The organism is Citrobacter sp. wls717 (assembly GCF_005280955.1).
In the GTDB taxonomy this organism is placed as follows: domain Bacteria; phylum Pseudomonadota; class Gammaproteobacteria; order Enterobacterales; family Enterobacteriaceae; genus Citrobacter; species Citrobacter werkmanii.
Window position 1 is genome coordinate 370,557 of the sequence record NZ_SZWW01000007.1, and the last position, 19,654, is coordinate 390,210.

At 53.4% G+C, this 19,654-nt stretch carries 19 protein-coding genes; 9 read left to right on the plus strand and 10 right to left on the minus strand.

The window, feature by feature from the left end; genetic code table 11:
* Positions 1-9 precede the first annotated feature (9 nt).
* Genes allE through allD form a run of 3 tightly spaced genes read right to left on the minus strand, consistent with a single transcriptional unit; the run spans position 10 to position 3,112 of the window.
* The gene (gene allE / locus FDX09_RS06475; RefSeq protein WP_087857081.1) at positions 10-795 is read right to left on the minus strand and encodes a (S)-ureidoglycine aminohydrolase; all 786 of its coding nucleotides are present in this window, start codon (positions 793-795) and stop codon (positions 10-12) included.
* Between the two features lie 10 nt (positions 796-805).
* Complete coding sequence (gene allC / locus FDX09_RS06480) at positions 806-2,041, minus strand: allantoate deiminase (protein WP_061381596.1); 1,236 nt, start codon at positions 2,039-2,041, stop codon at positions 806-808.
* Positions 2,042-2,062: 21 nt separating this feature from the next.
* A complete protein-coding gene (gene allD, locus FDX09_RS06485) occupies positions 2,063-3,112 on the minus strand; it encodes an ureidoglycolate dehydrogenase (protein ID WP_137346942.1) in 1,050 nt (349 codons plus the stop codon).
* Positions 3,113-3,428: 316 nt separating this feature from the next.
* Between allD and FDX09_RS06490 the strand changes: the two genes are divergently transcribed.
* From FDX09_RS06490 to FDX09_RS06505, 4 genes are read left to right on the plus strand one after another with little or no spacing between them, the layout of a single operon-like run.
* Positions 3,429-5,096: an acyl-CoA synthetase FdrA gene (locus FDX09_RS06490; RefSeq protein ID WP_137346943.1), complete on the plus strand. Its 1,668-nt coding sequence runs from the start codon at positions 3,429-3,431 to the stop codon at positions 5,094-5,096.
* A gap of 9 nt (positions 5,097-5,105) precedes the next feature.
* On the plus strand, positions 5,106-6,365 hold the full coding sequence (locus tag FDX09_RS06495; RefSeq protein ID WP_038638468.1) for a DUF1116 domain-containing protein: 1,260 nt from the start codon (positions 5,106-5,108) through the stop codon (positions 6,363-6,365).
* 11 nt (positions 6,366-6,376) lie between these two features.
* The gene (locus FDX09_RS06500) at positions 6,377-7,186 is read left to right on the plus strand and encodes a DUF2877 domain-containing protein (protein ID WP_085047597.1); all 810 of its coding nucleotides are present in this window, start codon (positions 6,377-6,379) and stop codon (positions 7,184-7,186) included.
* Positions 7,187-7,189: 3 nt separating this feature from the next.
* Positions 7,190-8,083: a carbamate kinase gene (locus FDX09_RS06505; protein ID WP_085047596.1), complete on the plus strand. Its 894-nt coding sequence runs from the start codon at positions 7,190-7,192 to the stop codon at positions 8,081-8,083.
* Positions 8,084-8,124: 41 nt separating this feature from the next.
* On the opposite strand, the gene purK is transcribed toward FDX09_RS06505, so the two are convergent.
* From purK to ppiB, 4 genes are all read right to left on the minus strand, one after another.
* Positions 8,125-9,192, minus strand: coding sequence for a 5-(carboxyamino)imidazole ribonucleotide synthase (gene purK / locus FDX09_RS06510; RefSeq protein ID WP_038638475.1), 1,068 nt, complete (start codon positions 9,190-9,192; stop codon positions 8,125-8,127).
* The gene (gene purE, locus FDX09_RS06515) at positions 9,189-9,698 is read right to left on the minus strand and encodes a 5-(carboxyamino)imidazole ribonucleotide mutase (RefSeq protein ID WP_038638478.1); all 510 of its coding nucleotides are present in this window, start codon (positions 9,696-9,698) and stop codon (positions 9,189-9,191) included. Before purE ends, purK begins: the two co-directional genes overlap by 4 nt.
* A gap of 238 nt (positions 9,699-9,936) precedes the next feature.
* The gene (gene lpxH / locus FDX09_RS06520; protein ID WP_110498605.1) at positions 9,937-10,659 is read right to left on the minus strand and encodes a UDP-2,3-diacylglucosamine diphosphatase; all 723 of its coding nucleotides are present in this window, start codon (positions 10,657-10,659) and stop codon (positions 9,937-9,939) included.
* A gap of 2 nt (positions 10,660-10,661) precedes the next feature.
* Positions 10,662-11,156: a peptidylprolyl isomerase B gene (ppiB, locus tag FDX09_RS06525; RefSeq protein WP_003021875.1), complete on the minus strand. Its 495-nt coding sequence runs from the start codon at positions 11,154-11,156 to the stop codon at positions 10,662-10,664.
* A gap of 173 nt (positions 11,157-11,329) precedes the next feature.
* Between ppiB and cysS the strand changes: the two genes are divergently transcribed.
* Entirely contained in the window at positions 11,330-12,715 is a 1,386-nt protein-coding gene (gene cysS / locus FDX09_RS06530) for a cysteine--tRNA ligase (RefSeq protein ID WP_137346944.1), read from the plus strand.
* Between the two features lie 90 nt (positions 12,716-12,805).
* Here cysS and FDX09_RS06535 read toward each other — a convergent pair whose 3' ends face one another.
* The 3 genes from FDX09_RS06535 to folD form a co-directional block, all read right to left on the minus strand.
* Entirely contained in the window at positions 12,806-13,330 is a 525-nt protein-coding gene (locus tag FDX09_RS06535; RefSeq protein WP_137346945.1) for a metal-dependent hydrolase, read from the minus strand.
* A 125-nt stretch (positions 13,331-13,455) separates the two neighbouring features.
* Positions 13,456-13,668 carry a ribosome-associated protein YbcJ gene (gene ybcJ, locus FDX09_RS06540; protein ID WP_085047592.1) on the minus strand — a complete coding sequence of 71 codons (213 nt, stop codon included), beginning with the start codon at positions 13,666-13,668 and terminating at the stop codon, positions 13,456-13,458.
* A gap of 1 nt (position 13,669) precedes the next feature.
* On the minus strand, positions 13,670-14,536 hold the full coding sequence (gene folD, locus FDX09_RS06545; RefSeq protein WP_003021887.1) for a bifunctional methylenetetrahydrofolate dehydrogenase/methenyltetrahydrofolate cyclohydrolase FolD: 867 nt from the start codon (positions 14,534-14,536) through the stop codon (positions 13,670-13,672).
* A 572-nt stretch (positions 14,537-15,108) separates the two neighbouring features.
* Here folD and fimA point away from each other — a divergent pair.
* The 4 genes from fimA to FDX09_RS06565 all read left to right on the plus strand — a co-directional run bounded on the left by fimA (position 15,109) and on the right by FDX09_RS06565 (position 19,652).
* Positions 15,109-15,678, plus strand: a complete 570-nt coding sequence (fimA, locus tag FDX09_RS06550) for a type 1 fimbrial major subunit FimA (RefSeq protein WP_137346946.1) — start codon at positions 15,109-15,111, stop codon at positions 15,676-15,678.
* Between the two features lie 77 nt (positions 15,679-15,755).
* A complete protein-coding gene (gene fimI, locus FDX09_RS06555) occupies positions 15,756-16,289 on the plus strand; it encodes a type 1 fimbrial protein subunit FimI (RefSeq protein ID WP_087857085.1) in 534 nt (177 codons plus the stop codon).
* A gap of 41 nt (positions 16,290-16,330) precedes the next feature.
* The gene (gene fimC, locus FDX09_RS06560; RefSeq protein WP_137346947.1) at positions 16,331-17,023 is read left to right on the plus strand and encodes a type 1 fimbria chaperone FimC; all 693 of its coding nucleotides are present in this window, start codon (positions 16,331-16,333) and stop codon (positions 17,021-17,023) included.
* 7 nt (positions 17,024-17,030) lie between these two features.
* Positions 17,031-19,652, plus strand: a complete 2,622-nt coding sequence (locus FDX09_RS06565; protein WP_137346948.1) for a fimbrial biogenesis usher protein — start codon at positions 17,031-17,033, stop codon at positions 19,650-19,652.
* Positions 19,653-19,654 lie beyond the last annotated feature (2 nt).

Here is a 19,654-nt window from a genome sequence, read left to right on the forward strand (position 1 = left end):
TGTTCGCCGTTAAATCTCTACATCCCGGTTGCAATCTTTGGAATAGATATAGCTGAATGCTTCGCCACGCCCCACGCCGTAACCCGCCTGCAGGGAGTATGCGCCCATAAAGATGTAGTCGCCTTTTTTCACCGGGATCCATTGGTTATCGAGGTTATAAACGCCCTGGCCTGAGAGAATATAAGCCCCATGTTCCTGTACGTGCGTTTCGATATAACCATGGCTGGCGCCGGGTTCGAATGACAGAATATGCATATTCATATCGAAGCCTAATTCTTTAGGCAGGAAATCCAGCAGGATTACGTCATCCATGCCTTCATAATGAATACGTTCTAACTGGTTGGCATTACCGGAGACCAGCCATGGCGAATGGCCGGCCACCGGCGTATAACGCCGTTTGTATAAAAACAGTTGGCTGTCTTCTGTCTGGGCATTATTAAAGGTGAGCAGTTCACCTGGCGGGCAATACAGATATCCGCCCTGAGACAAAGCAAATGTTTTACCTTCCGCTTTTGCCTCAACTTTGCCGGAAATAACATACACGAACGTTTCAATACCTTCGCCGCCAAAACCGCTGTGGTGGCCGCCGTTCTGGTGTAGGGTCACCAGATAGTCAACAAATGACGCGCCCAGTTTTGGCGTTGAGAGGATGGTGACGTCACAGTTTTCAAAACCCGGAATGATATTTTTAACCAGTCCGTCCGGGGTTAACAGGGCAAAGTTACCGTGTTTTACAATTGCGCGATTAGCCAGTAAATCATCGCGATAACCCGTGACGTTATTCAGATATCCCATGAATGGCTCCTTATTTCTGCCAGGCAAGTTGATGAAGCATTAATGCCAGAGTTTTGACCCCTTCGGCAAGGTCGTTAATGTTTGTGCGTTCAGCGGGGTTGTGGCTGATACCGTTAATGCTGGGAATGAAAATCATGCAGGTCGGTACACGAGGGGCAAAAATCTGCGCATCATGGCCCGCGCCACTGTGCATGACACGGTAGTTCAGTTGTTCTTTTTCACACAGTTCGGTAAGGGTGGAGACCAGTTTACTGTCCATCGGGACTGGCGTTTCATCCATCCACAAATCGATATCAATACCGATATCCATTTCATCACAGATGGCGCGCATGTCGTTTTCCAGTTGCTGAGTAAAATCACGCAGTACGTCGGCATCGGTATGACGGCAATCGATCGTGAAGGTCGTTTTTCCAGGCACCACGTTGACGGTGTTTGGCTGTGGCTCTACTTTACCAAAGGTCAGTACCAGAGGATCGCCATGCTTTTTGGCTTTCTCGATAGACTGGCTGCAGATGCGACTGAAAGCGTAAACGGTATCGCGACGGTAGCTCAGCGGCGTTGTACCCGCATGGTTGGATTCGCCGTTCAGCGTTACCGTATAGCGACGTTGGCCGACAATCGCGCTGACGACGCCTATCGACTGACCATTACTTTCAAGCACGCAACCTTGTTCGATGTGTAATTCAACGAAGGCTTTGATGTCATTACGAGCATGAAGCGGCTCTGCGGGGAGGGTAAAGCCGCAGGCGTTCATTGCGTCAACAAAACGGGTGCCTTTCGCGTCCTGGATGTTGCGGACGTCATCAGGATTTGCCAGTCCAAAAATGTTTTTGCTGCCCCAGAAGACATACGGGAAACGGCTGCCTTCCTCTTCCGCCATGGAAACGACTTCGACCGTTTTCAGCGGTGCGCCATAGGTGCTCTTGAGCCAGTCAACCGCGAGCCATGCCGCCAGCGCGCCAAACTGGCCGTCAAGATTGCCGCCGTTGACGACGGTATCAATATGCGAGCCGCTTAAAATGACCTGTTCCGGCGATTCGCTCCCGAGCAGACGACCGTATAAGTTGCCCACTTCATCAAAGCGCGTTTCCAGGCCACTGGCGTCCATACGCTTTTTGAATTGCTGTTGTGTTTCAAGCCATTCTGGCGAATACAGCAAGCGCGTCATCCCACCGGTAGGATCCGCGCCAAAGGAAGAGAGCCAGGGAAGGGTTTCTTCAATTGCGTGACGAAAATGGTTGATCATATGAAATTCCTGTTTCAATAATTATTGTGCAAAGGGATTCTTTGTTTCGTATGACTTGAGATAGAGGGCATCGGAAATCAGGTATTGATAAATATCGTCAACAATGTCGATACCATGGACCGCGGCATTGCGTTGATTAATATCTTGATCCTGTCCGGGGTAATAAACTTGTTTAAAGCCGGGGGCCGGAGTAATGTTATTTAACTCTTGCATGGTCTGGCTGAGGTGCTGGCGGAATAATTGGCTGGAGGAGAAAAAGTCGGGATTAATAACCAAATGCAGTTGGCCTAAATTCCGACCGGCATGTAAATCCTCATACATTGAACTGACCTGACGACCAAACGGTAATCCCAATAAAATGCCGGATAACACATCGATCATCATCATCAGGCCATAGCCTTTAGGCCCGGCCGCAGGTAGCAACGCATTGACAGCAAAGGGATCGGAAGTTGGCGCGCCGTTTTTATCGACTGCCCAGGTATTAGGAATCGGCTCGTTGCGGGAGCGGGCATCCAGAACTTTTCCCCATGCCTGCACCGTTGTCGCCATATCAAACGTCATGATGTCGTCGCCTTCTCCTGGCGCAGCGAAGGCTAACGGATTGGTACCGTAGTAAATATCTGCGCCGCCGAACGGTACCACCATCGGGTCGGACTGGCACACGGAGAGGCCGATCAGACCAGCGCGAGCGGCTTGCTGCACAAAGTAAGAAATGGCACCGCTGTGCCCCATTCGGCTAATGCCAACGATGGCGACACCATTTTTTTTAGCAATTTTAATGGCATGCTCCATACCCATCTTTGCTGCGACTTGCCCGGCGGCATTATCGGCATGCAAAATCGCTGTACAGGGACCGGTTTCTTCAAAACGAAATGTGGGTTCGCGGTTAGTGCCGCCTTTTGAAATGCGCTCAGCATAGTATTCAACGCGTACGGCGCCATGAGAGTGAATGCCTCTGGCATCGGCGTAAACCAATACCTCAGCAACCGTTGTGGCGTGCTCACGTTTTAGTCCGGCCTTGCAAAGCTTATTCTCGATAAGCTGGTGGAGTGTTTCCCGACTGATTTTCATCTGTCTTCCTTTTTAACGACGGTGTGAAGCATGACTGCCGTTAACATACCGGGAATAAAAATTGATTATGTGATCCAGACACACAAAAAAATATAGTTAGAATTTATTTGATAATCAGTATGGATTTGCCCTTTCTTTTTAAATAAATAATGCCGTTAGAAAATAATGTTTAATCTTCTGGTGGTTATTAAATTTATTTTGTTAATAATTCCAGTGTGATGCCAGTCACTCTATTTGTGATCCCAGATATATACCTTGAGCTACACATTAACACTACTCGTGCAATTGCCATGGGTGCAATTATTAAGGGGTTGTTATGATCCACGCCTTTATTAAAAAAGGGTGTTTTCAGGACTCTGTCAGTTTAATGATTATTTCACGCAAGCTGAGTGAGTCCGAAAATGTAGACGATGTATCGGTCATGATGGGAACGCCAGCGAATAAATCATTGCTGGAAACGACCGGGTTTTGGCATGACGATTTTAATAATGCGACGCCAAACGATATTTGCGTGGCGATTCGTACTGAAACGGCAGATGAAAGTATTACACAGGCTATTCTGCAACAACTGGATGAGTCGTTGCAGCAGTTGGCGCAGGCCACCGGCGGTAGCCAAACGCTCCTGCAGGTCAGACGCTGGGAAAGCGCGTGCCAGAAACTGCCTGAGGCGAATATGACGCTCATTTCGGTTGCCGGTGAATACGCGGCGGAACTGGCGAACCAGGCCTTGGATCGCAACCTGAACGTCATGATGTTCTCCGATAACGTTACCCTGGACGATGAAATCGCTCTGAAGCGCCGTGCGCAGGATAAAGGTCTACTGGTGATGGGACCTGACTGCGGAACTGCCATGATTGCGGGTACGCCGCTGGCTTTTGCCAACGTGATGCCGGAAGGCAATATCGGTGTGCTGGGCGCCTCCGGGACAGGGATTCAGGAGCTCTGTTCACAGATAGCGCTGGCCGGGGAAGGCATCACCCACGCCATCGGTCTGGGTGGACGCGACCTGAGCGCCGAGGTGGGGGGGATTAGCGCGCTTACCGCGCTGGAGATGCTTGGCGCAGACGACAAAAGCCAGGTGTTGGCTTTTGTGTCGAAACCGCCGGCGGAGGCTGTTCGCCAGCATATCGTGAACGCGATGAAGGCCACCGGCAAACCCGTGGTAGCTCTGTTTTTAGGTTACACCTCCGCGGTCGCTCGCGATGAAAATGTCTGGTTTGCCGCGACGCTGGACGATGCGGCCCGTCTGGCCTGTTTACTGGCGAGAGTCGCAGCGCGACGCAGCTCGCTTTCAACCACAGGAGACGGTGTGATCCGAGGGTTATACACCGGAGGTACGCTGGCCGCCGAAGCCGCTGGGCTGCTGGCCGCCCATCTGAATGTCGCCGCGGATGCACAACATCATCATGGCATGATGCTGGATGCCGCCGGGCACCAGATTATCGATCTGGGGGATGATTTTTACACCGTCGGGCGGCCGCATCCGATGATTGACCCTGCCTTACGTAATCAACTGATTACGGATCTGGGGGGGCAGCCGCAGGTACGCGTGCTGCTAGTTGATGTCGTGATTGGTTACGGCGCGACGGCAGATCCGGCTGCATCGCTGGTTCAGGCCTGGCAGAAGGCGTGCGCTGCGCGAGACCACGAGCAACCGCTGTATGCGATTGCGACGGTGACAGGTACAGAACGCGATCCGCAGTGTCGCTCACTGCAGATTGCCACACTGGAAGATGCCGGCATTGCCGTAGTGAATTCACTGCCCGAGGCAACGCTGCTTGCCGCCGAACTGATTCGTCCATCTCAACCGTTATCTGACAAATCCGCACCTTCGCTACTGGAAAAAGTGGCGGTCATCAATGCCGGGTTACGCAGTTTTGCACTGGATTTACAGGCTGCGGAAATGCCTGTGGTGCATTACCAGTGGGCGCCTGTCGCTGGCGGTAATAAGAAACTGGCTCGTTTATTAGAACGTTTGCAATAAGGGGTTCCAATGTTTACATCAGTGGCGCAAGCCAATGCTGCAGTAATCGAACAAATTCGTCGTGCGCGTCCACACTGGCTGGATGTGCAACCTGCCTCCTCATTAATCCGCGAGCTCAATGAAGGGAAAACGCTGCTGCATGCGGGACCGCCAATGCGTTGGCAAGAAATGACCGGTCCGATGAAAGGGGCCTGTATTGGTGCATGTCTGTTTGAAGGGTGGGCCAATGATGAGATGAGCGCGCTGGCTTTACTGGAGCAGGGCAAAGTCCGGTTCGTACCTTGCCACCATGTTAATGCTGTGGGGCCAATGGGGGGAATCACCTCTGCCAGCATGCCGATGCTGGTAGTGGAAAATATCACCGACGGTAACCGGGCTTACTGCAATCTCAACGAAGGGATTGGCAAAGTGATGCGCTTCGGCGCGTATGGTGAGGATGTCCAGCAGCGTTTACGTTGGATGCGCGATGTCCTGATGCCTGTTTTAAGCGCGGCGCTGGCCAATCTGGAACAGGGTATTGATCTGACCGCCATGATGGCGCAGGGCATTACGATGGGCGATGAGTTTCATCAGCGCAACATTGCCTCTTCAGCTCTGCTGATGCGAACCCTGGCGCCGCAAATTGCCCGTCTGGAACATGATAAGCAGCAGATTGCTGAGGTGATGGATTTCCTCAGCGTGACCGACCAGTTCTTCCTTAACCTGGCGATGGCTTACTGCAAAGCGGCAATGGATGCCGGGGCACTGGTGCGTTCCGGCAGTATTGTGACCGCAATGACCCGTAATGGCGACATGTTCGGGATCCGGGTGAGCGGACTTGGCGATCGCTGGTTTACCGCGCCGGTTAACACACCGCAGGGGCTGTTCTTTACCGGCTTCTCGCAGGAACAAGCTAACCCGGATATGGGCGATAGCGCCATCACCGAAACCTTTGGGATTGGCGGTGCCGCGATGATCGCGGCCCCTGGCGTAACGCGGTTTGTCGGCGCCGGAGGAATGGAGGCCGCGAAGTCCGTTTCCGAGGAGATGGCTGAAATCTATCTGGAACGCAATATGCAGTTGCAGATCCCTGGCTGGGATTTCCAGGGGGCTTGCCTTGGTCTTGATATCCGTCGCGTCGTGGAAACAGGTATTACGCCGCTGATCAACACGGGTATTGCCCATAAAGAAGCCGGTATTGGTCAGATCGGCGCGGGCACCGTTCGTGCGCCGCTGGCCTGCTTTGAGCTGGCTCTGGAAGCGCTGGCTGAAAGTATGGGCATTAGCTAAGAGAGCCGCGCATGATGATCATCCGTCCTCTGATGGGCAGTCAGCAGTCTCCGGATTTTCGCCAGTCATGGCAGCTATCCGGGATCTGGCGGCGCTCGATTAACCTTGTGGCCGAAGGGGGCGCACTGTTAACGCTGCACCGCCAGGGCAGTGGTTTTAGCCCGGGAGGATGGGTGATCCGTGCACCTGACTTTGATGCGCTGCGTACGGCGTTAAGCGGTAGCGAAACCCCTCAGGCTGTCCCCGAGGGGATTGTGCTGGGACCGTTTCTGTTACGCCAACCGCAGCGTTGTTGTTCGTTGAAAATAACGTCCCGTCCACATGCCCCGCGCCTTGCATCCGCCTGGATGGATCGCGGCGAGGAAACGGGATTATTCGGGCCGTTAATGCTGGCGGCAAATTTGCCTTTGTGCCCCGAGTTACGTCAGTTCCGCCATTGCTTTTTCTCGGCGCTGGCTGGCTTGTCGACAGACTGGCGGCAGTGGTTAGGCAAGGGGCCAGGTTTAACGCCCAGCCATGATGATACGCTGACCGGAATGCTGCTGGCCGCCTGGTATTTCGGCGCGCTGAATAAGGATTCCGGCCATCGTTTCTTTGAATATTCCGGCAATCTTCAACTGGCGACGACTGTGGTTAGCGTGAGCTACTTACGCTACGCGGCATTAGGGTACTTCGCTTCACCTTTGCTCCACTTCACTCATGCTTTGGGCCGACACCAAAGGATGGACGCGGCGATAAATTCGCTGCTGGCGCTCGGGCATACCTCCGGCGCAGACACCTTGTTGGGGTTCTGGCTTGGGCAACAAATTATAGAAGGATAGGGAATGAAAACGCTGGTTGTTGCTCTTGGCGGCAACGCATTATTGCAGCGCGGCGAGGCGCTGACGGCAGAAAATCAATATCGTAATATTGCCAGCGCCGTACCTGCCCTGGCGCGTCTGGCACGTTCGTACCGCCTGGCCATCGTACATGGCAATGGGCCGCAGGTTGGTCTGTTGTCGTTACAGAATCTTGCCTGGAAAGAGGTTGAACCTTACCCGCTGGATGTGCTGGTGGCAGAGACTCAGGGCATGATTGGTTATATGTTGGCGCAAAGTCTGACCGCTGAACCGGAGATGCCGCCGGTGACCACAGTGTTAACGCGAATTGTGGTGTCTGAAGACGATCCCGCGTTTATGGCGCCGGAAAAATTTATCGGCCCGGTGTATTCGCCTGAAGAACAAACGCAACTGGAAGCCACCTACGGCTGGCATATGAAACGTGACGGCAAATACCTGCGTCGTGTTGTCGCCTCGCCTGAGCCTCGCCAGATCGTCGAAAGCGATGCCATTAAGCTCTTGCTCAAAGAAGGCCATGTGGTGATTTGTAGCGGCGGTGGCGGCGTGCCGGTGACCGGGGAAGGGGTAGGGTCTGAAGCGGTCATTGATAAGGATCTGGCGGCGGCATTGCTGGCTGAACAGATCGATGCCGACGGTCTGGTTATCCTCACCGATGCTGATGCGGTCTATGAGAACTGGGGCACGCCAGAGCAACGTGCGATTCGTCAAGCCTCTCCTGATGAACTGGCGCCGTTTGCTAAAGCCGATGGTTCGATGGGGCCAAAGGTGACAGCCGTAAGCGGATACGTGAAGCGACGTGGAAAACCCGCGTGGATTGGCGCGCTGTCTCGCATTGAAGACACGTTGGCGGGGAAAGCCGGAACCTGCATTCGTCTGTAAAAGTAACGGGAGGCGTGCGCAGGCGCACCTCCCGTATCGGTTTATTTCAGCTTTGACTGCGCCCAGATGATGCCGCTGGCATATTCCGGCGGCAGCAGGGGAATGAGCGCTTCCAGCGTGGCGCTAAGGCGCGCGGTATCGCTGTCGCTCAGATTCAGGTGTCCCACCTTACGCCCTTCGCGTACCTCTTTGTCATACCAGTGCAGATGCACCAGCGGCAGCTTCAGCCAGTCATAGTTCAGGTCGCTGCCGATCAGGTTTACCATCACCGAAGGATTGTTCACCACCGGCGTCGGCAGCGGCAGGCCGGTAATGGCGCGCAGGTGCAGTTCAAACTGGCTGATGCTGGCGCCGTTTTGCGTCCAGTGCCCGCTGTTGTGCACGCGCGGAGCCAGTTCATTGATCAGCAAACCTTCCGGGGTGATGAAACACTCCATCGCCATCACACCGACATAGCCCAGCTCCTGCATGATGGCAGAGAGCATCGCTTCGGCCTGCGCCTGTTGTTTAGCGTTAGCCTGCGGAAATACCACGCTGGTGCGCAGAATGCCATCCTGATGCAGGTTATGAGTCAGCGGATAGAAGACGGTGCTGCCGTCGTGCGCACGTGCGCCAACCAGCGAGACTTCACCGGAGAAGTTGATTCCTCGCTCGACGATGCACTCGCCGTAGCAGTCGTCTGGCAGTTGTTCGGTTTCATTCGCGCGTAAACGCCACTGTCCACGACCGTCGTAGCCGCCGACGCGACGCTTCACAATCGCCAACTCGCCGAGTTTGTCAAACACCGCAGACCATTCGCTTTTATCCGCCAGCAGTTGCCATGGTGCGGTCGCCAGGTTGAGTTTGTCAAAAAGCTGTTTTTGCGTCAGACGGTCAGCAATAATCGGGAAGACGTCGCGGTTAACAAACGCCGGGTGACGCGCCAGTTCGCGAGTGAGCGCCGTTTCCGGCCAGCGCTCAATCTCAGCGGTAATCACGCTTTGTTGAAAAGGAACGGCAGCGGGTTCGGCGTCCAGCCCGACGGGCCAGACCGCAATCCCCAGCGGCTCACCGGCCTGACGCAGCATGCGTCCTAGCTGGCCATTGCCGAGTACACAGACCTGCTTCATGCGACACCTCGCGGGTCCGGGTTCTCCAGTACCTCATCGGTTTGCGCTTTACGCCACTCAGCCAGACGCTGATGCAATTCGTTGTCGTGTGTGGCCAGAATTTGCGCGGCCAGCAGGGCTGCATTGGCTGCGCCCGCTTTGCCGATCGCCAGCGTGCCCACCGGAATACCGCGAGGCATCTGTACGATGGAGTAGAGACTGTCTACGCCGCTCAACGCTGCGCTTTGTACCGGAACGCCTAAAACAGGCACCAGCGTTTTCGCCGCAATCATTCCTGGCAAATGTGCAGCACCACCGGCACCGGCAATAATCACCTGATAACCGTTTTCTTCAGCGCCTTCGGCGAAACTGAACAGTTTGTCTGGGGTACGGTGGGCGGAGACGACCTCAACATGGTGTGGAACGTCCAGCATTTCGAAGATTTCGGCGGCGAACTGCATGGTAGCCCAGTCGCTTTTGGACCCCATCACGATGGCGACACGCGCCGGATTATTGCGGGAAGACATGCGTCTGAAAACTCCTGTGGTGCACTACACTCGACTTTTGAGGGCACAGAGAATAGCATAATTCACCGTCAAGGAAAACGATTGCGCGCTTTACACTTCACTCTTCAAGCTGCCTCTTTGTTGGCTGCATCTGCTCACCCCAGTCACTTACTTTAGTCAGCTCCAGGGGATTCACGGATTTGCCGCCTCGATGCAACTCGAATAGTTTTGTGTAAAGAGGAACGGGGTATTTGCAGAATTAAAACGGGAATGCGATCAGTTCAACGTCGTGCGGTGTGACTTTGATCATCGAACCTTCGCTGTGCCAGGCGCCTAATACTACGCGGAAGGCGGGTTGCCCATTGGCCGTAAGTTCGTGGACTGCCGGACGGTGGGTATGACCGTGAATTAACCACTGGGCCTGATGTTTTTCCAGCTCGGCAATAACGGCCTGCTGATTCACATCCATGATCTCCAGCGACTTACTGCTGTTGGCTGCTTTGCTGTTGGCGCGCATTTTCGCGGCAATACGTTGGCGAATGAACAATGGCAGGGCGAGGAATAGTTTTTGTAGCCAGTGTTGATGCACTTTGGCGCGAAACGCCTGATAGCCAGCATCGTCGGTGCATAACGTATCGCCATGCATGATCAGCACCTTGCGACCATACAGATCGAGCACTTTCTCTTCGGGCAGTAAGGTCATGCCGCTCTCACGGGCAAAACGTTTGCCAAGCAGAAAATCACGGTTGCCGTGAATAAAAAAGCAGGGAACGCCGGAATCAACCAGTGCTTTTATCGCTGCAGCTATTTGATGATGCAGTGGATTAGGGTCGTCGTCGCCAATCCAGGCTTCGAACAGGTCGCCGAGAATGTACAGCGCATCGGCTTGTCGCGCATCACCGGCTAAAAAACGCAGAAAACCGGCGGTGATCGCCGGTTCTTCTGTGCAGAGGTGAAGATCTGCAATAAACAGTGTCGCCACGATTACTCGCTGACGGTCACGTTTTCGATGATGACGTCTTCTTTCGGCACATCCTGATGCATACCGCTGCGACCAGTGGAAACGCCTTTGATTTTATCAACCACATCCATGCCTTCAACAACTTCAGCAAACACGCAGTAACCCCAACCCTGCATGCTTTCGCCAGAGAAGTTCAGGAAGTCATTGTCAGCAACGTTGATGAAGAACTGTGCGGTTGCGGAGTGCGGAGCCTGAGTACGCGCCATTGCCAGCGTACCACGGGTGTTTTTCAGACCGTTGTTCGCTTCGTTTTTGATCGCTTCTTTCGTGGCTTTTTGCTTCATGCCCGGCTCGAAACCACCGCCCTGGATCATGAAACCGTTAATAACACGGTGGAAAATGGTGTTGTTATAAAAACCTTCGCGGCAGTAGTCCAGGAAGTTTTTAACTGTTTCAGGCGCTTTATCATCAAACGTTTTGATTACGATATCGCCGTGATTAGTGTGGAAAGTAACCATTTTTGCATCCTGTTCCGATAGATTGGTGCTTCGACCCTGTTAAGGGTCAGAGTTAGGGGTGTGTTATAGCATAACCGCAAGCTGCGATCACCTTGCAAAGTGTGCTGCTTCGATTACGAATAATATGTATTATACGGATATTATTACCCACACACGTCTACACGGAATCTTCGATGTTAAAAATCTTTAATACACTGACGCGCCAAAAAGAGGAATTCAAGCCTATTCATGCCGGGGAAGTCGGCATGTACGTGTGTGGTATTACCGTTTACGATCTCTGTCATATTGGCCACGGACGTACTTTCGTTTCTTTCGACGTCGTTGCGCGTTATCTGCGCTTCCTCGGCTATAAGCTGAAGTATGTGCGCAACATTACCGATATCGACGACAAAATCATCAAGCGCGCGAATGAAAACGGCGAGAGCTTTGTCGCGCTGGTCGATCGCATGATTGCGGAAATGCATAGCGATTTCGATGCGCTGAATATTCTGCGCCCGGATCTGGAACCTCGCGCTACGCATCATATCGCCGAGATTATTGAGATCACCGAACAACTGATCGCCAAAGGTCACGCCTATGTTGCCGATAACGGCGACGTGATGTTCGATGTCCCGACTGATCCGAACTACGGTCAGTTGTCACGCCAGGATCTGGATCAACTGCAGGCAGGCGCACGCGTTGACGTGGTTGACGTGAAGCGCAACCCGATGGACTTCGTGTTATGGAAAATGTCCAAAGAGGGTGAACCGAGCTGGCCATCTCCGTGGGGCGCTGGTCGTCCGGGCTGGCATATCGAGTGTTCGGCGATGAACTGCAAACAGTTGGGCAACCATTTTGATATTCACGGTGGCGGCTCCGACCTGATGTTCCCGCACCATGAAAACGAAATTGCCCAGTCCACCTGTGCGCACGATGGCGAATACGTGAACTACTGGATGCACTCCGGGATGGTGATGGTTGACCGCGAGAAAATGTCCAAATCGCTGGGCAACTTCTTTACCGTGCGCGACGTGCTGAAATACTACGACGCCGAAACCATTCGCTACTTCCTGATGTCAGGGCATTACCGTAGCCAGTTGAACTACAGCGAAGAGAACCTGAAACAGGCGCGTTCTGCGCTGGAACGTCTGTACACAGCGCTGCGCGGCACTGACAAATCCGTTGCCCCTGCGGGTGGCGAGGCCTTTGAAGCGCGTTTCATTGAAGCGATGGACGACGACTTCAACACCCCGGAAGCGTACTCCGTGCTGTTTGATATGGCGCGTGAAGTTAACCGCCTGAAGGGTGAAGATATGGCGGCGGCGAACGGTATGGCTGCGCATCTGCGTAAGCTCTCCGGCGTGCTGGGCTTGCTGGAACAGGATCCAGAAGCATTCCTGCAAAGCGGCGCGCAGGCGGATGACGGTGAAGTCGCCGAAATTGAAGCGTTAATCCAGCAGCGTCTGGACGCCCGTAAGGCGAAAAACTGGGCGGCGGCCGACGCCGCGCGTGACCGTCTCAACGAGATGGGCATCGTGCTGGAAGATGGTCCGCAGGGCACCACCTGGCGTCGTAAGTAACTCTGTAATGCCCGGTGGCGCCTATGCTTACCGGGCCTACAAAAGAGCGAGTGTAGGCCGGATAAGACGCAGCGCGTCGCATCCGGCAGATTAATATTTTCGATACAACCACAGCACACCCATCATCATCATTCCCGGTAGCCACACCCATAATAATTCCGAAATAATCACCTGATGCCCGTAAGGGGTCGCATAGCGTGACAGCGCGAACGGCGCGACTTTAATCACCTGCCACGGCGCGAAAAAGCGTTCATCCGACCACGGCCACAGCCAGCCGACGCCTTTGCCGCCGGTGGTGACAGAATCCAGCACACTGTGCGATAGCAGTGAAACTGTCAGGAATAGCCAGCAGCGAATCAATCCGGCTTTAAACCATCGTCGGCCAATCAATACGCAAAGTAGCGGCACGACAAAGGCGAACAGCAGTGAGTGGGTAAATCCACGGTGGCCAAACACGTTGCCGTAGGCGACGCCAAGCTTAAATGACAGCACGTCGGCATCCGGCAGCATCGCCAGAATGACGCCAGTAAACAGTAATCGTGGGGGGATGACTTTAAGTCCGAGACCTAATCCTAAACAGAGTGGAACGGCCGCGTGAGTAACGATGGTTGGCATGATGTTCGCTTCATGTGGGAAAACGACATGCTAACTGTTCACTGTGAAGTGGGGATGAAGTTATTATCTGAAAATGAGACGGGGAAGCGGCCGGACAGGGCGTTAACCTCATCCGGCACTTGGGGTCACGCTACGATGTTAATGCTGTGGCCTTCAAAGCTGACGGTCTGTCCGGCAACGATTTTACAGCGTTTGCGCGTTTCAACCGCGCCATCGACCTTCACCAAGCCTTCGCCAATAGCGATCTTTGCCTGGGCGCCGCTTTCGCTCCAGCCTTCCAGCTTCAGCAAATCGCAGAGTTCAACGTGTGGGTGCTTACCCAGTGAAAATGTGGCCATCTTAAACGTCCTTTACATCATGGTATTCAACACACGCCTGTAGCGTGTTTTCGATAAGTGTGGCGACAGTCATTGGGCCTACGCCGCCCGGTACTGGCGTGATATATGACGCACGTGCGGCTGCATCTTCAAAGACCACATCGCCCACTACTTTACCATTCTCCAGACGGTTGATGCCGACATCAATCACAATCGCACCTTCTTTGATCCACTCGCCGGGTATAAAGCCCGGTTTGCCGACAGCAACAATCAGCAGGTCCGCATGCTCTACGTGGCGACGCAGATCTTTGGTGAATCGGTGGGTGACCGTAGTGGTGCAACCAGCCAGCAGCAGCTCCATGCTCATCGGGCGACCGACAATATTTGAAGCGCCAATCACTACGGCGTTCAGACCATAGGTATCGATGTTGTAACGCTCAAGCAGAGTGACAATCCCGCGCGGAGTACATGGACGCAGACGCGGCGCGCGTTGACACAGACGACCAACGTTATACGGGTGGAAACCGTCTACGTCTTTATCTGGTGCGATGCGTTCCAGCACCTTAACGTTGTCGATACCTGCCGGTAATGGCAGTTGTACCAGGATACCGTCGATGGTGGTATCTGCGTTGAGCGTATCGATCAGCTCAAGAAGCTCCGCCTCGCTGGTGGTTTCAGGCAGGTCATATGAGCGGGAGACAAACCCCACTTCGTCACAGGCTTTGCGTTTACTCGCGACATAAATCTGCGAAGCCGGATTGCTGCCTACCAGCACAACAGCCAGGCCCGGGGCGCGTAATCCAGCCGCTAAACGCGCCTGAACTTTTTGAGCAACCTCAGAGCGCACCTGCTGCGCAATCGTTTTACCGTCAATAATCTTTGCTGCCATCAGAGAGAGGATTCCATCTGTTACGTTAAATCGAAGGGGATGTCACTATTTTGTCAGAAGCAGAACGTGCTGTCAGTTTTCGTTTGCGTTTTTACGTGCGATCGCGGGGAGAGCGGTCAGTGAGCAGGGGCGGTTCAGTCGCTGAAGCCCTGCGCATCATTCATGATCATGCTAATTAAATTTAACGTCAATGAAACAACTCATCACCCTGGTGTTTTCAAGGTTAATGCACCATAAACCAGTCTGTTACGTTTGATTATGATGTCTTTACCTCATTTTTACTCGGATTTTTCCTGGATCCCAATAAGAATTAGCCAGGGCCATTAAAAGGATTTGCAGGTATTTTTCATTAATTTAAATGTTTAATTTAACGCTGTGACGAAATAGTCATATTCGCGAAGATTAATTAGTGAATCAAATACTCGGAGAGTTGGGTAAAGGTTAGCTAATTCTCTTGCGATATATATCTTTACAGGATGCAGAGATAATTCGCCTGACATTTAATGTCGATAATGATTCAAACGGATCCCGCAGGACGCCGGAGCCGGATGTGTGTAATTCAAGGGAAATCCATGAAACGTAAATTAATAGCCTCTTCTGTTATTGCCAGCCTGATGTTAGTCGCGGGCGCAGCGGTTGCGGCCGATCCGGCGGCGACCGATCCGGTAAGCGTTAGCGGCGGTACTGTTCATTTTGAAGGTGAACTGGTCAATGCAGCCTGTGCCGTCAGCACTCAGTCATCCGATCAGATTGTTACGTTAGGCCAGTATCGTACCGCCAGTTTTACTGCAGTCGGTGATACCACGGCACAAATCCCGTTCACTATCGTACTGAACGACTGCGACCCGAAAGTGGCTGCGACCGCCGCGGTTGCTTTCTCTGGCCAGACCGACATCACTAACAATAACCTGCTGGCCGTTTCCTCCTCGGATAACAGCACTACCGCGGGCGGTGTAGGGATTGAAATTCTGGACAATACGTCCACCGCGCTGAAGCCGGATGGAGCAACCTTCTCTACCGCTCAGGCGCTGGTAGAAGGGACCAACACCCTGCGTTTCTCTGCCCGTTATAAAGCGACCGCGACCAGCGCTACGCCGGGTCAGGCGAATGCCGACGCGACGTTTATCATGAAGTACGAATAAGCCGTTCAGATTCGCGCAAGGATGATGTTCGCCTCATTGGATGAGGCAATATCCGGGGATGAAAAAGGATGCGGCAGATGATAGGGAAAGGCGTGGCGCTGGCGGGAATGCTGTGCGTAATGCCTGCGCTTGCTCATACGGTAATACTGGAAAGCGGACGCCTCCACTTACGGGGACAGCTCGTTAACGGCGCCTGTACGGTCGCCACCGACAGCCAGAATTTGCGGGTGCAAATGGGGCAATATCGTACCAATGCCTTCTCCGGAACGGGAAGCTTTGCCTCTACCAGCGTACCGTTTTCACTGCGATTAACATCGTGCAGTTCTGATGTTTATGACCACGTCGGGATTGCGTTTGCCGGTGTGACGCCAGCGGAAGATCCGCAGGTTTTTCTGGCCAGCGGCGATGCGTCTGCATCTTCTGGGGTTGGTCTGGCGTTATTTGACGAGCGACAACGGCAAATAATTCCTAATGCGCTACCGCTTCATTACGCGCCGATTATCACCCAAGAGATGACGTTTCATTTCACTGCTCGCTATCGGGCCGTCTCGGAAAATATCACACCGGGAATACTTCGTTCAGACGTGTGGTTTACGTTGGTTTATCCCTGATTTATTTCCCAACGATAATCGCATCAAAGGTATTTGTAGCTATGTTTAATAATCTAAAATCAGGTTTTATCCTTTTACTGGCCTTATTTTCTGCTGCCAGTGTGCAGGCAGCCGGCGGCATTGCATTAGGCGCTACCCGTGTTATTTATCCAGCTGATGCCAAGCAAACTTCGCTGTCTATTAGCAATAGCGATACCAAAGAACGTTACCTGGTAAATTCATGGATCGAGAATAGCGCAGGGGTTAAAGAAAAATCGTTTGTCGTGACGCCTCCGTTGTTTGTCAGTGAGGCTAAAAGTGAAAACACGTTGCGTATCATCTACGCAGGCGCGCCGCTGCCAAAAGACCGTGAATCGCTGTTCTGGATGAACGTGAAAGCCATTCCGTCAGTCAACAAGAACAGCCTTGAGGGTAAAAACGTTCTGCAACTGGCGATTTTGTCGCGCATTAAACTTTTTGTCCGCCCAAATAATCTGCCGCACATCCCGGAAGATGCTCCCGGCATGCTGCAGTTTTCCCGTTCCGGCAACCACCTGAAAATCAACAATCCGTCTGCGTATTACGTCACTCTGGTCAACCTCAATGTGGGGAAAACGAAGATCGATAACGTCATGGTTGCGCCGAAAAGCGATACGCAGGTGCTGCTGCCAACGAGCGTACAGGGCAACGTTACCTTCCAGACGGTCAATGATTATGGCGCGGTGACCACCGCTCAAACGGTAAGCGTGCGTTGAGATAACGATGAATAAGACAACGTATTTTCCTGACCTGTTACCGGGGGTTACGCCACCGCTGGCGGGGGTGGCGTTGTCCACGCTGGCGGCGCTCTTTCCCTCTTTAAGCCATGGGGAAAGCTATTTCAATCCGGCATTTTTATCTGCGGATACGGCAACCGTGGCGGATTTATCACGTTTTGAAAAAGGTAATCATCAGCCTGAAGGCGTTTATCGTGTGGATATCTGGCGCAATGATGAATTCGTTGCTACCCAGGACATTCATTTTGCCAGCAGTGCGGGAAAGGCAGGGGAGAAGTCTGGTGGACTGATGCCATGCTTTGGACTCGACTGGGTAAAACGCCTGGGCGTTAATATTGCCGCGTTTCCGGCACTCAGTCAGGATCCGAACGCGACCTGTATCAATTTGCCTGAGGCGATTCCCGGCAGTGAAGTTGCCTTTGATTTTTCTACTTTGCGCTTAAACATCAGTCTGCCGCAGGCGTCGATGTTAAACAGCGCGCGCGGCTACATTCCACCGGACGAATGGGATGAAGGGATCCCGGCGGCGCTGATTAATTATAACTTTACCGGTAGCCGTGGGAGCGATACTGACAGCTATTTCCTGAGCATGTTGAGTGGCCTGAACTATGGACCCTGGCGGCTAAGGAACAACGGCGCGTGGAGCTATTCCAAAGGTGACGGATACCATTCACAAAGCTGGAAAAACATCGGTACATGGCTTCAGCGCGCGGTTATCCCGCTGAAGGGTGAACTGGTGATGGGCGACAGCAATACCGGAAATGACGTTTTTGACAGCGTCGGTTTTCGTGGCGCGCGACTCTATTCCTCAGACAGCATGTATCCCGACAGCTTACAAGGCTACGCGCCTACCGTACGTGGCATTGCGCGTACCGCAGCGAAACTGACTATTCGTCAGAATGGCTACGTGATTTATCAAAGTTATGTTTCACCGGGCGCTTTTGCGATAACCGATCTTAACCCGACCTCCTCCAGCGGTGACCTTGAGGTGACGGTGGATGAGAAAGACGGTAGCCAGCAGCGCTATACGGTGCCGTACTCCACGGTTCCGTTGTTACAGCGAGAAGGGCGTTTCAAGTATGACGTGGTTGCCGGGGATTTTCGCAGCGGCAATAGCCAGCAATCCTCACCGTTCTTTTTCCAGGGAACATTAATCGCCGGGTTACCAGAGGGGTATACCGCTTATGGTGGTACGCAGTTAGCCTCACGTTACACTGCGGTAGTTTTAGGTACTGGCCGAAATCTGGGGGATTGGGGGGCAGTTTCCGTCGATTTAACCCATGCGCGCAGCCAACTGGCGGATGACAGTACGCACCAGGGGCAGTCTTTGCGTTTCCTGTATGCGAAGTCATTGAACAATTTTGGCACTAACTTTCAACTGTTGGGCTACCGCTACTCTACGCGTGGCTTCTATACACTCGACGACGTCGCGTATCGCAGTATGGAAGGCTATGAGTACGAATACGACAGCGAAGGCAATCGCCACGACGTGCCGGATGTGAAGAGTTACCACAATCTGAGCTACAGCAAGAAAGGCCGTTTTCAGATCAACATTTCGCAGAATCTGGGGGATTACGGATCGCTGTATATCTCAGGTAGCCAGCAAACGTACTGGAATACCTCAGACACCAATACCTGGTATCAACTGGGCTATGCCAGTGGTTGGCAGGGGATTAGCTATTCACTCTCCTGGTCGTGGAATGAATCAGTCGGCATCTCCGACACCGACCGCATTATGGCGTTCAATATGTCAATCCCGTTCAGCCTGCTGAGCGGGCGGCGTTACTCGCGTGATAATGCCTTCGATCGCACCTACGCCACCTTTAATGCCAACCGCAATAGCAACGGACAAAATAGCTGGCAGAGCGGGATCGGCGGTACGTTGCTGGATGGCCGTAACCTGAGCTATAGCGTGAATCAGGGTCACAGCAGTACTAATGGTTACAGCGGAAACGCCAGCGCTAACTGGCAGGCGGCCTATGGCACGCTGGGCGTGGGATACAACTACGACCGCGACCAGCATGACTACAACTGGCAACTCGCCGGCGGTGTGATAGGACATGAGGACGGCATTACGCTTAGTCAGCCGCTCGGCGATACCAATGTGTTGATCAAAGCGCCAGGCGCTCAGGGCGTGCGGATAGAAAACCAGACCGGCGTGCAGACCGACTGGCGTGGATACGCGGTGATGCCGTATGCCACCGTCTATCGCTATAACCGCGTCGCGTTAGACACCAATTCGATGAACAACAATACCGATGTGGAAAACAACGTCAGCAGCGTCGTGCCAACGCAAGGAGCATTGGTGCGAGCGGCGTTTGATACACGTATCGGTGTGCGGGCGCTGATGACGGCGAAATATGCCGGTAAACCTGTGCCATTTGGCTCCGTGGTGCGTGAAAACACCAGCGGCGTGACCAGTATGGTGGGTGAAGACGGGCAAATTTACCTGAGCGGCCTGCCGCTTAAAGGCGAGTTGCTGATCCAATGGGGGGAAGGCGCAAAAGCTCGTTGCGTGGCGCATTATGCCTTGCCTGAAGAGAGCCTGAAACAGGCGGTGACGCTCACGAATGTGACGTGCGAATCGCCAGCGGCACGACGGGAATAATA

Bases quoted from the DNA above. Each gene is read 5' to 3' on its own strand.
- allE (WP_087857081.1), bottom strand. From the start codon at position 795: ATGGGATATCTGAATAACGTCACGGGTTATCGCGATGATTTACTGGCT.
- allC (WP_061381596.1), bottom strand. From the start codon at position 2,041: ATGATCAACCATTTTCGTCACGCAATTGAAGAAACCCTTCCCTGGCTC.
- allD (WP_137346942.1), bottom strand. From the start codon at position 3,112: ATGAAAATCAGTCGGGAAACACTCCACCAGCTTATCGAGAATAAGCTT.
- FDX09_RS06490 (WP_137346943.1), top strand. From the start codon at position 3,429: ATGATCCACGCCTTTATTAAAAAAGGGTGTTTTCAGGACTCTGTCAGT.
- FDX09_RS06495 (WP_038638468.1), top strand. From the start codon at position 5,106: ATGTTTACATCAGTGGCGCAAGCCAATGCTGCAGTAATCGAACAAATT.
- FDX09_RS06500 (WP_085047597.1), top strand. From the start codon at position 6,377: ATGATGATCATCCGTCCTCTGATGGGCAGTCAGCAGTCTCCGGATTTT.
- FDX09_RS06505 (WP_085047596.1), top strand. From the start codon at position 7,190: ATGAAAACGCTGGTTGTTGCTCTTGGCGGCAACGCATTATTGCAGCGC.
- purK (WP_038638475.1), bottom strand. From the start codon at position 9,192: ATGAAGCAGGTCTGTGTACTCGGCAATGGCCAGCTAGGACGCATGCTG.
- purE (WP_038638478.1), bottom strand. From the start codon at position 9,698: ATGTCTTCCCGCAATAATCCGGCGCGTGTCGCCATCGTGATGGGGTCC.
- ppiB (WP_003021875.1), bottom strand. From the start codon at position 11,156: ATGGTTACTTTCCACACTAATCACGGCGATATCGTAATCAAAACGTTT.
- cysS (WP_137346944.1), top strand. From the start codon at position 11,330: ATGTTAAAAATCTTTAATACACTGACGCGCCAAAAAGAGGAATTCAAG.
- FDX09_RS06535 (WP_137346945.1), bottom strand. From the start codon at position 13,330: ATGCCAACCATCGTTACTCACGCGGCCGTTCCACTCTGTTTAGGATTA.
- ybcJ (WP_085047592.1), bottom strand. From the start codon at position 13,668: ATGGCCACATTTTCACTGGGTAAGCACCCACACGTTGAACTCTGCGAT.
- folD (WP_003021887.1), bottom strand. From the start codon at position 14,536: ATGGCAGCAAAGATTATTGACGGTAAAACGATTGCGCAGCAGGTGCGC.
- fimA (WP_137346946.1), top strand. From the start codon at position 15,109: ATGAAACGTAAATTAATAGCCTCTTCTGTTATTGCCAGCCTGATGTTA.
- fimI (WP_087857085.1), top strand. From the start codon at position 15,756: ATGATAGGGAAAGGCGTGGCGCTGGCGGGAATGCTGTGCGTAATGCCT.
- fimC (WP_137346947.1), top strand. From the start codon at position 16,331: ATGTTTAATAATCTAAAATCAGGTTTTATCCTTTTACTGGCCTTATTT.
- FDX09_RS06565 (WP_137346948.1), top strand. From the start codon at position 17,031: ATGAATAAGACAACGTATTTTCCTGACCTGTTACCGGGGGTTACGCCA.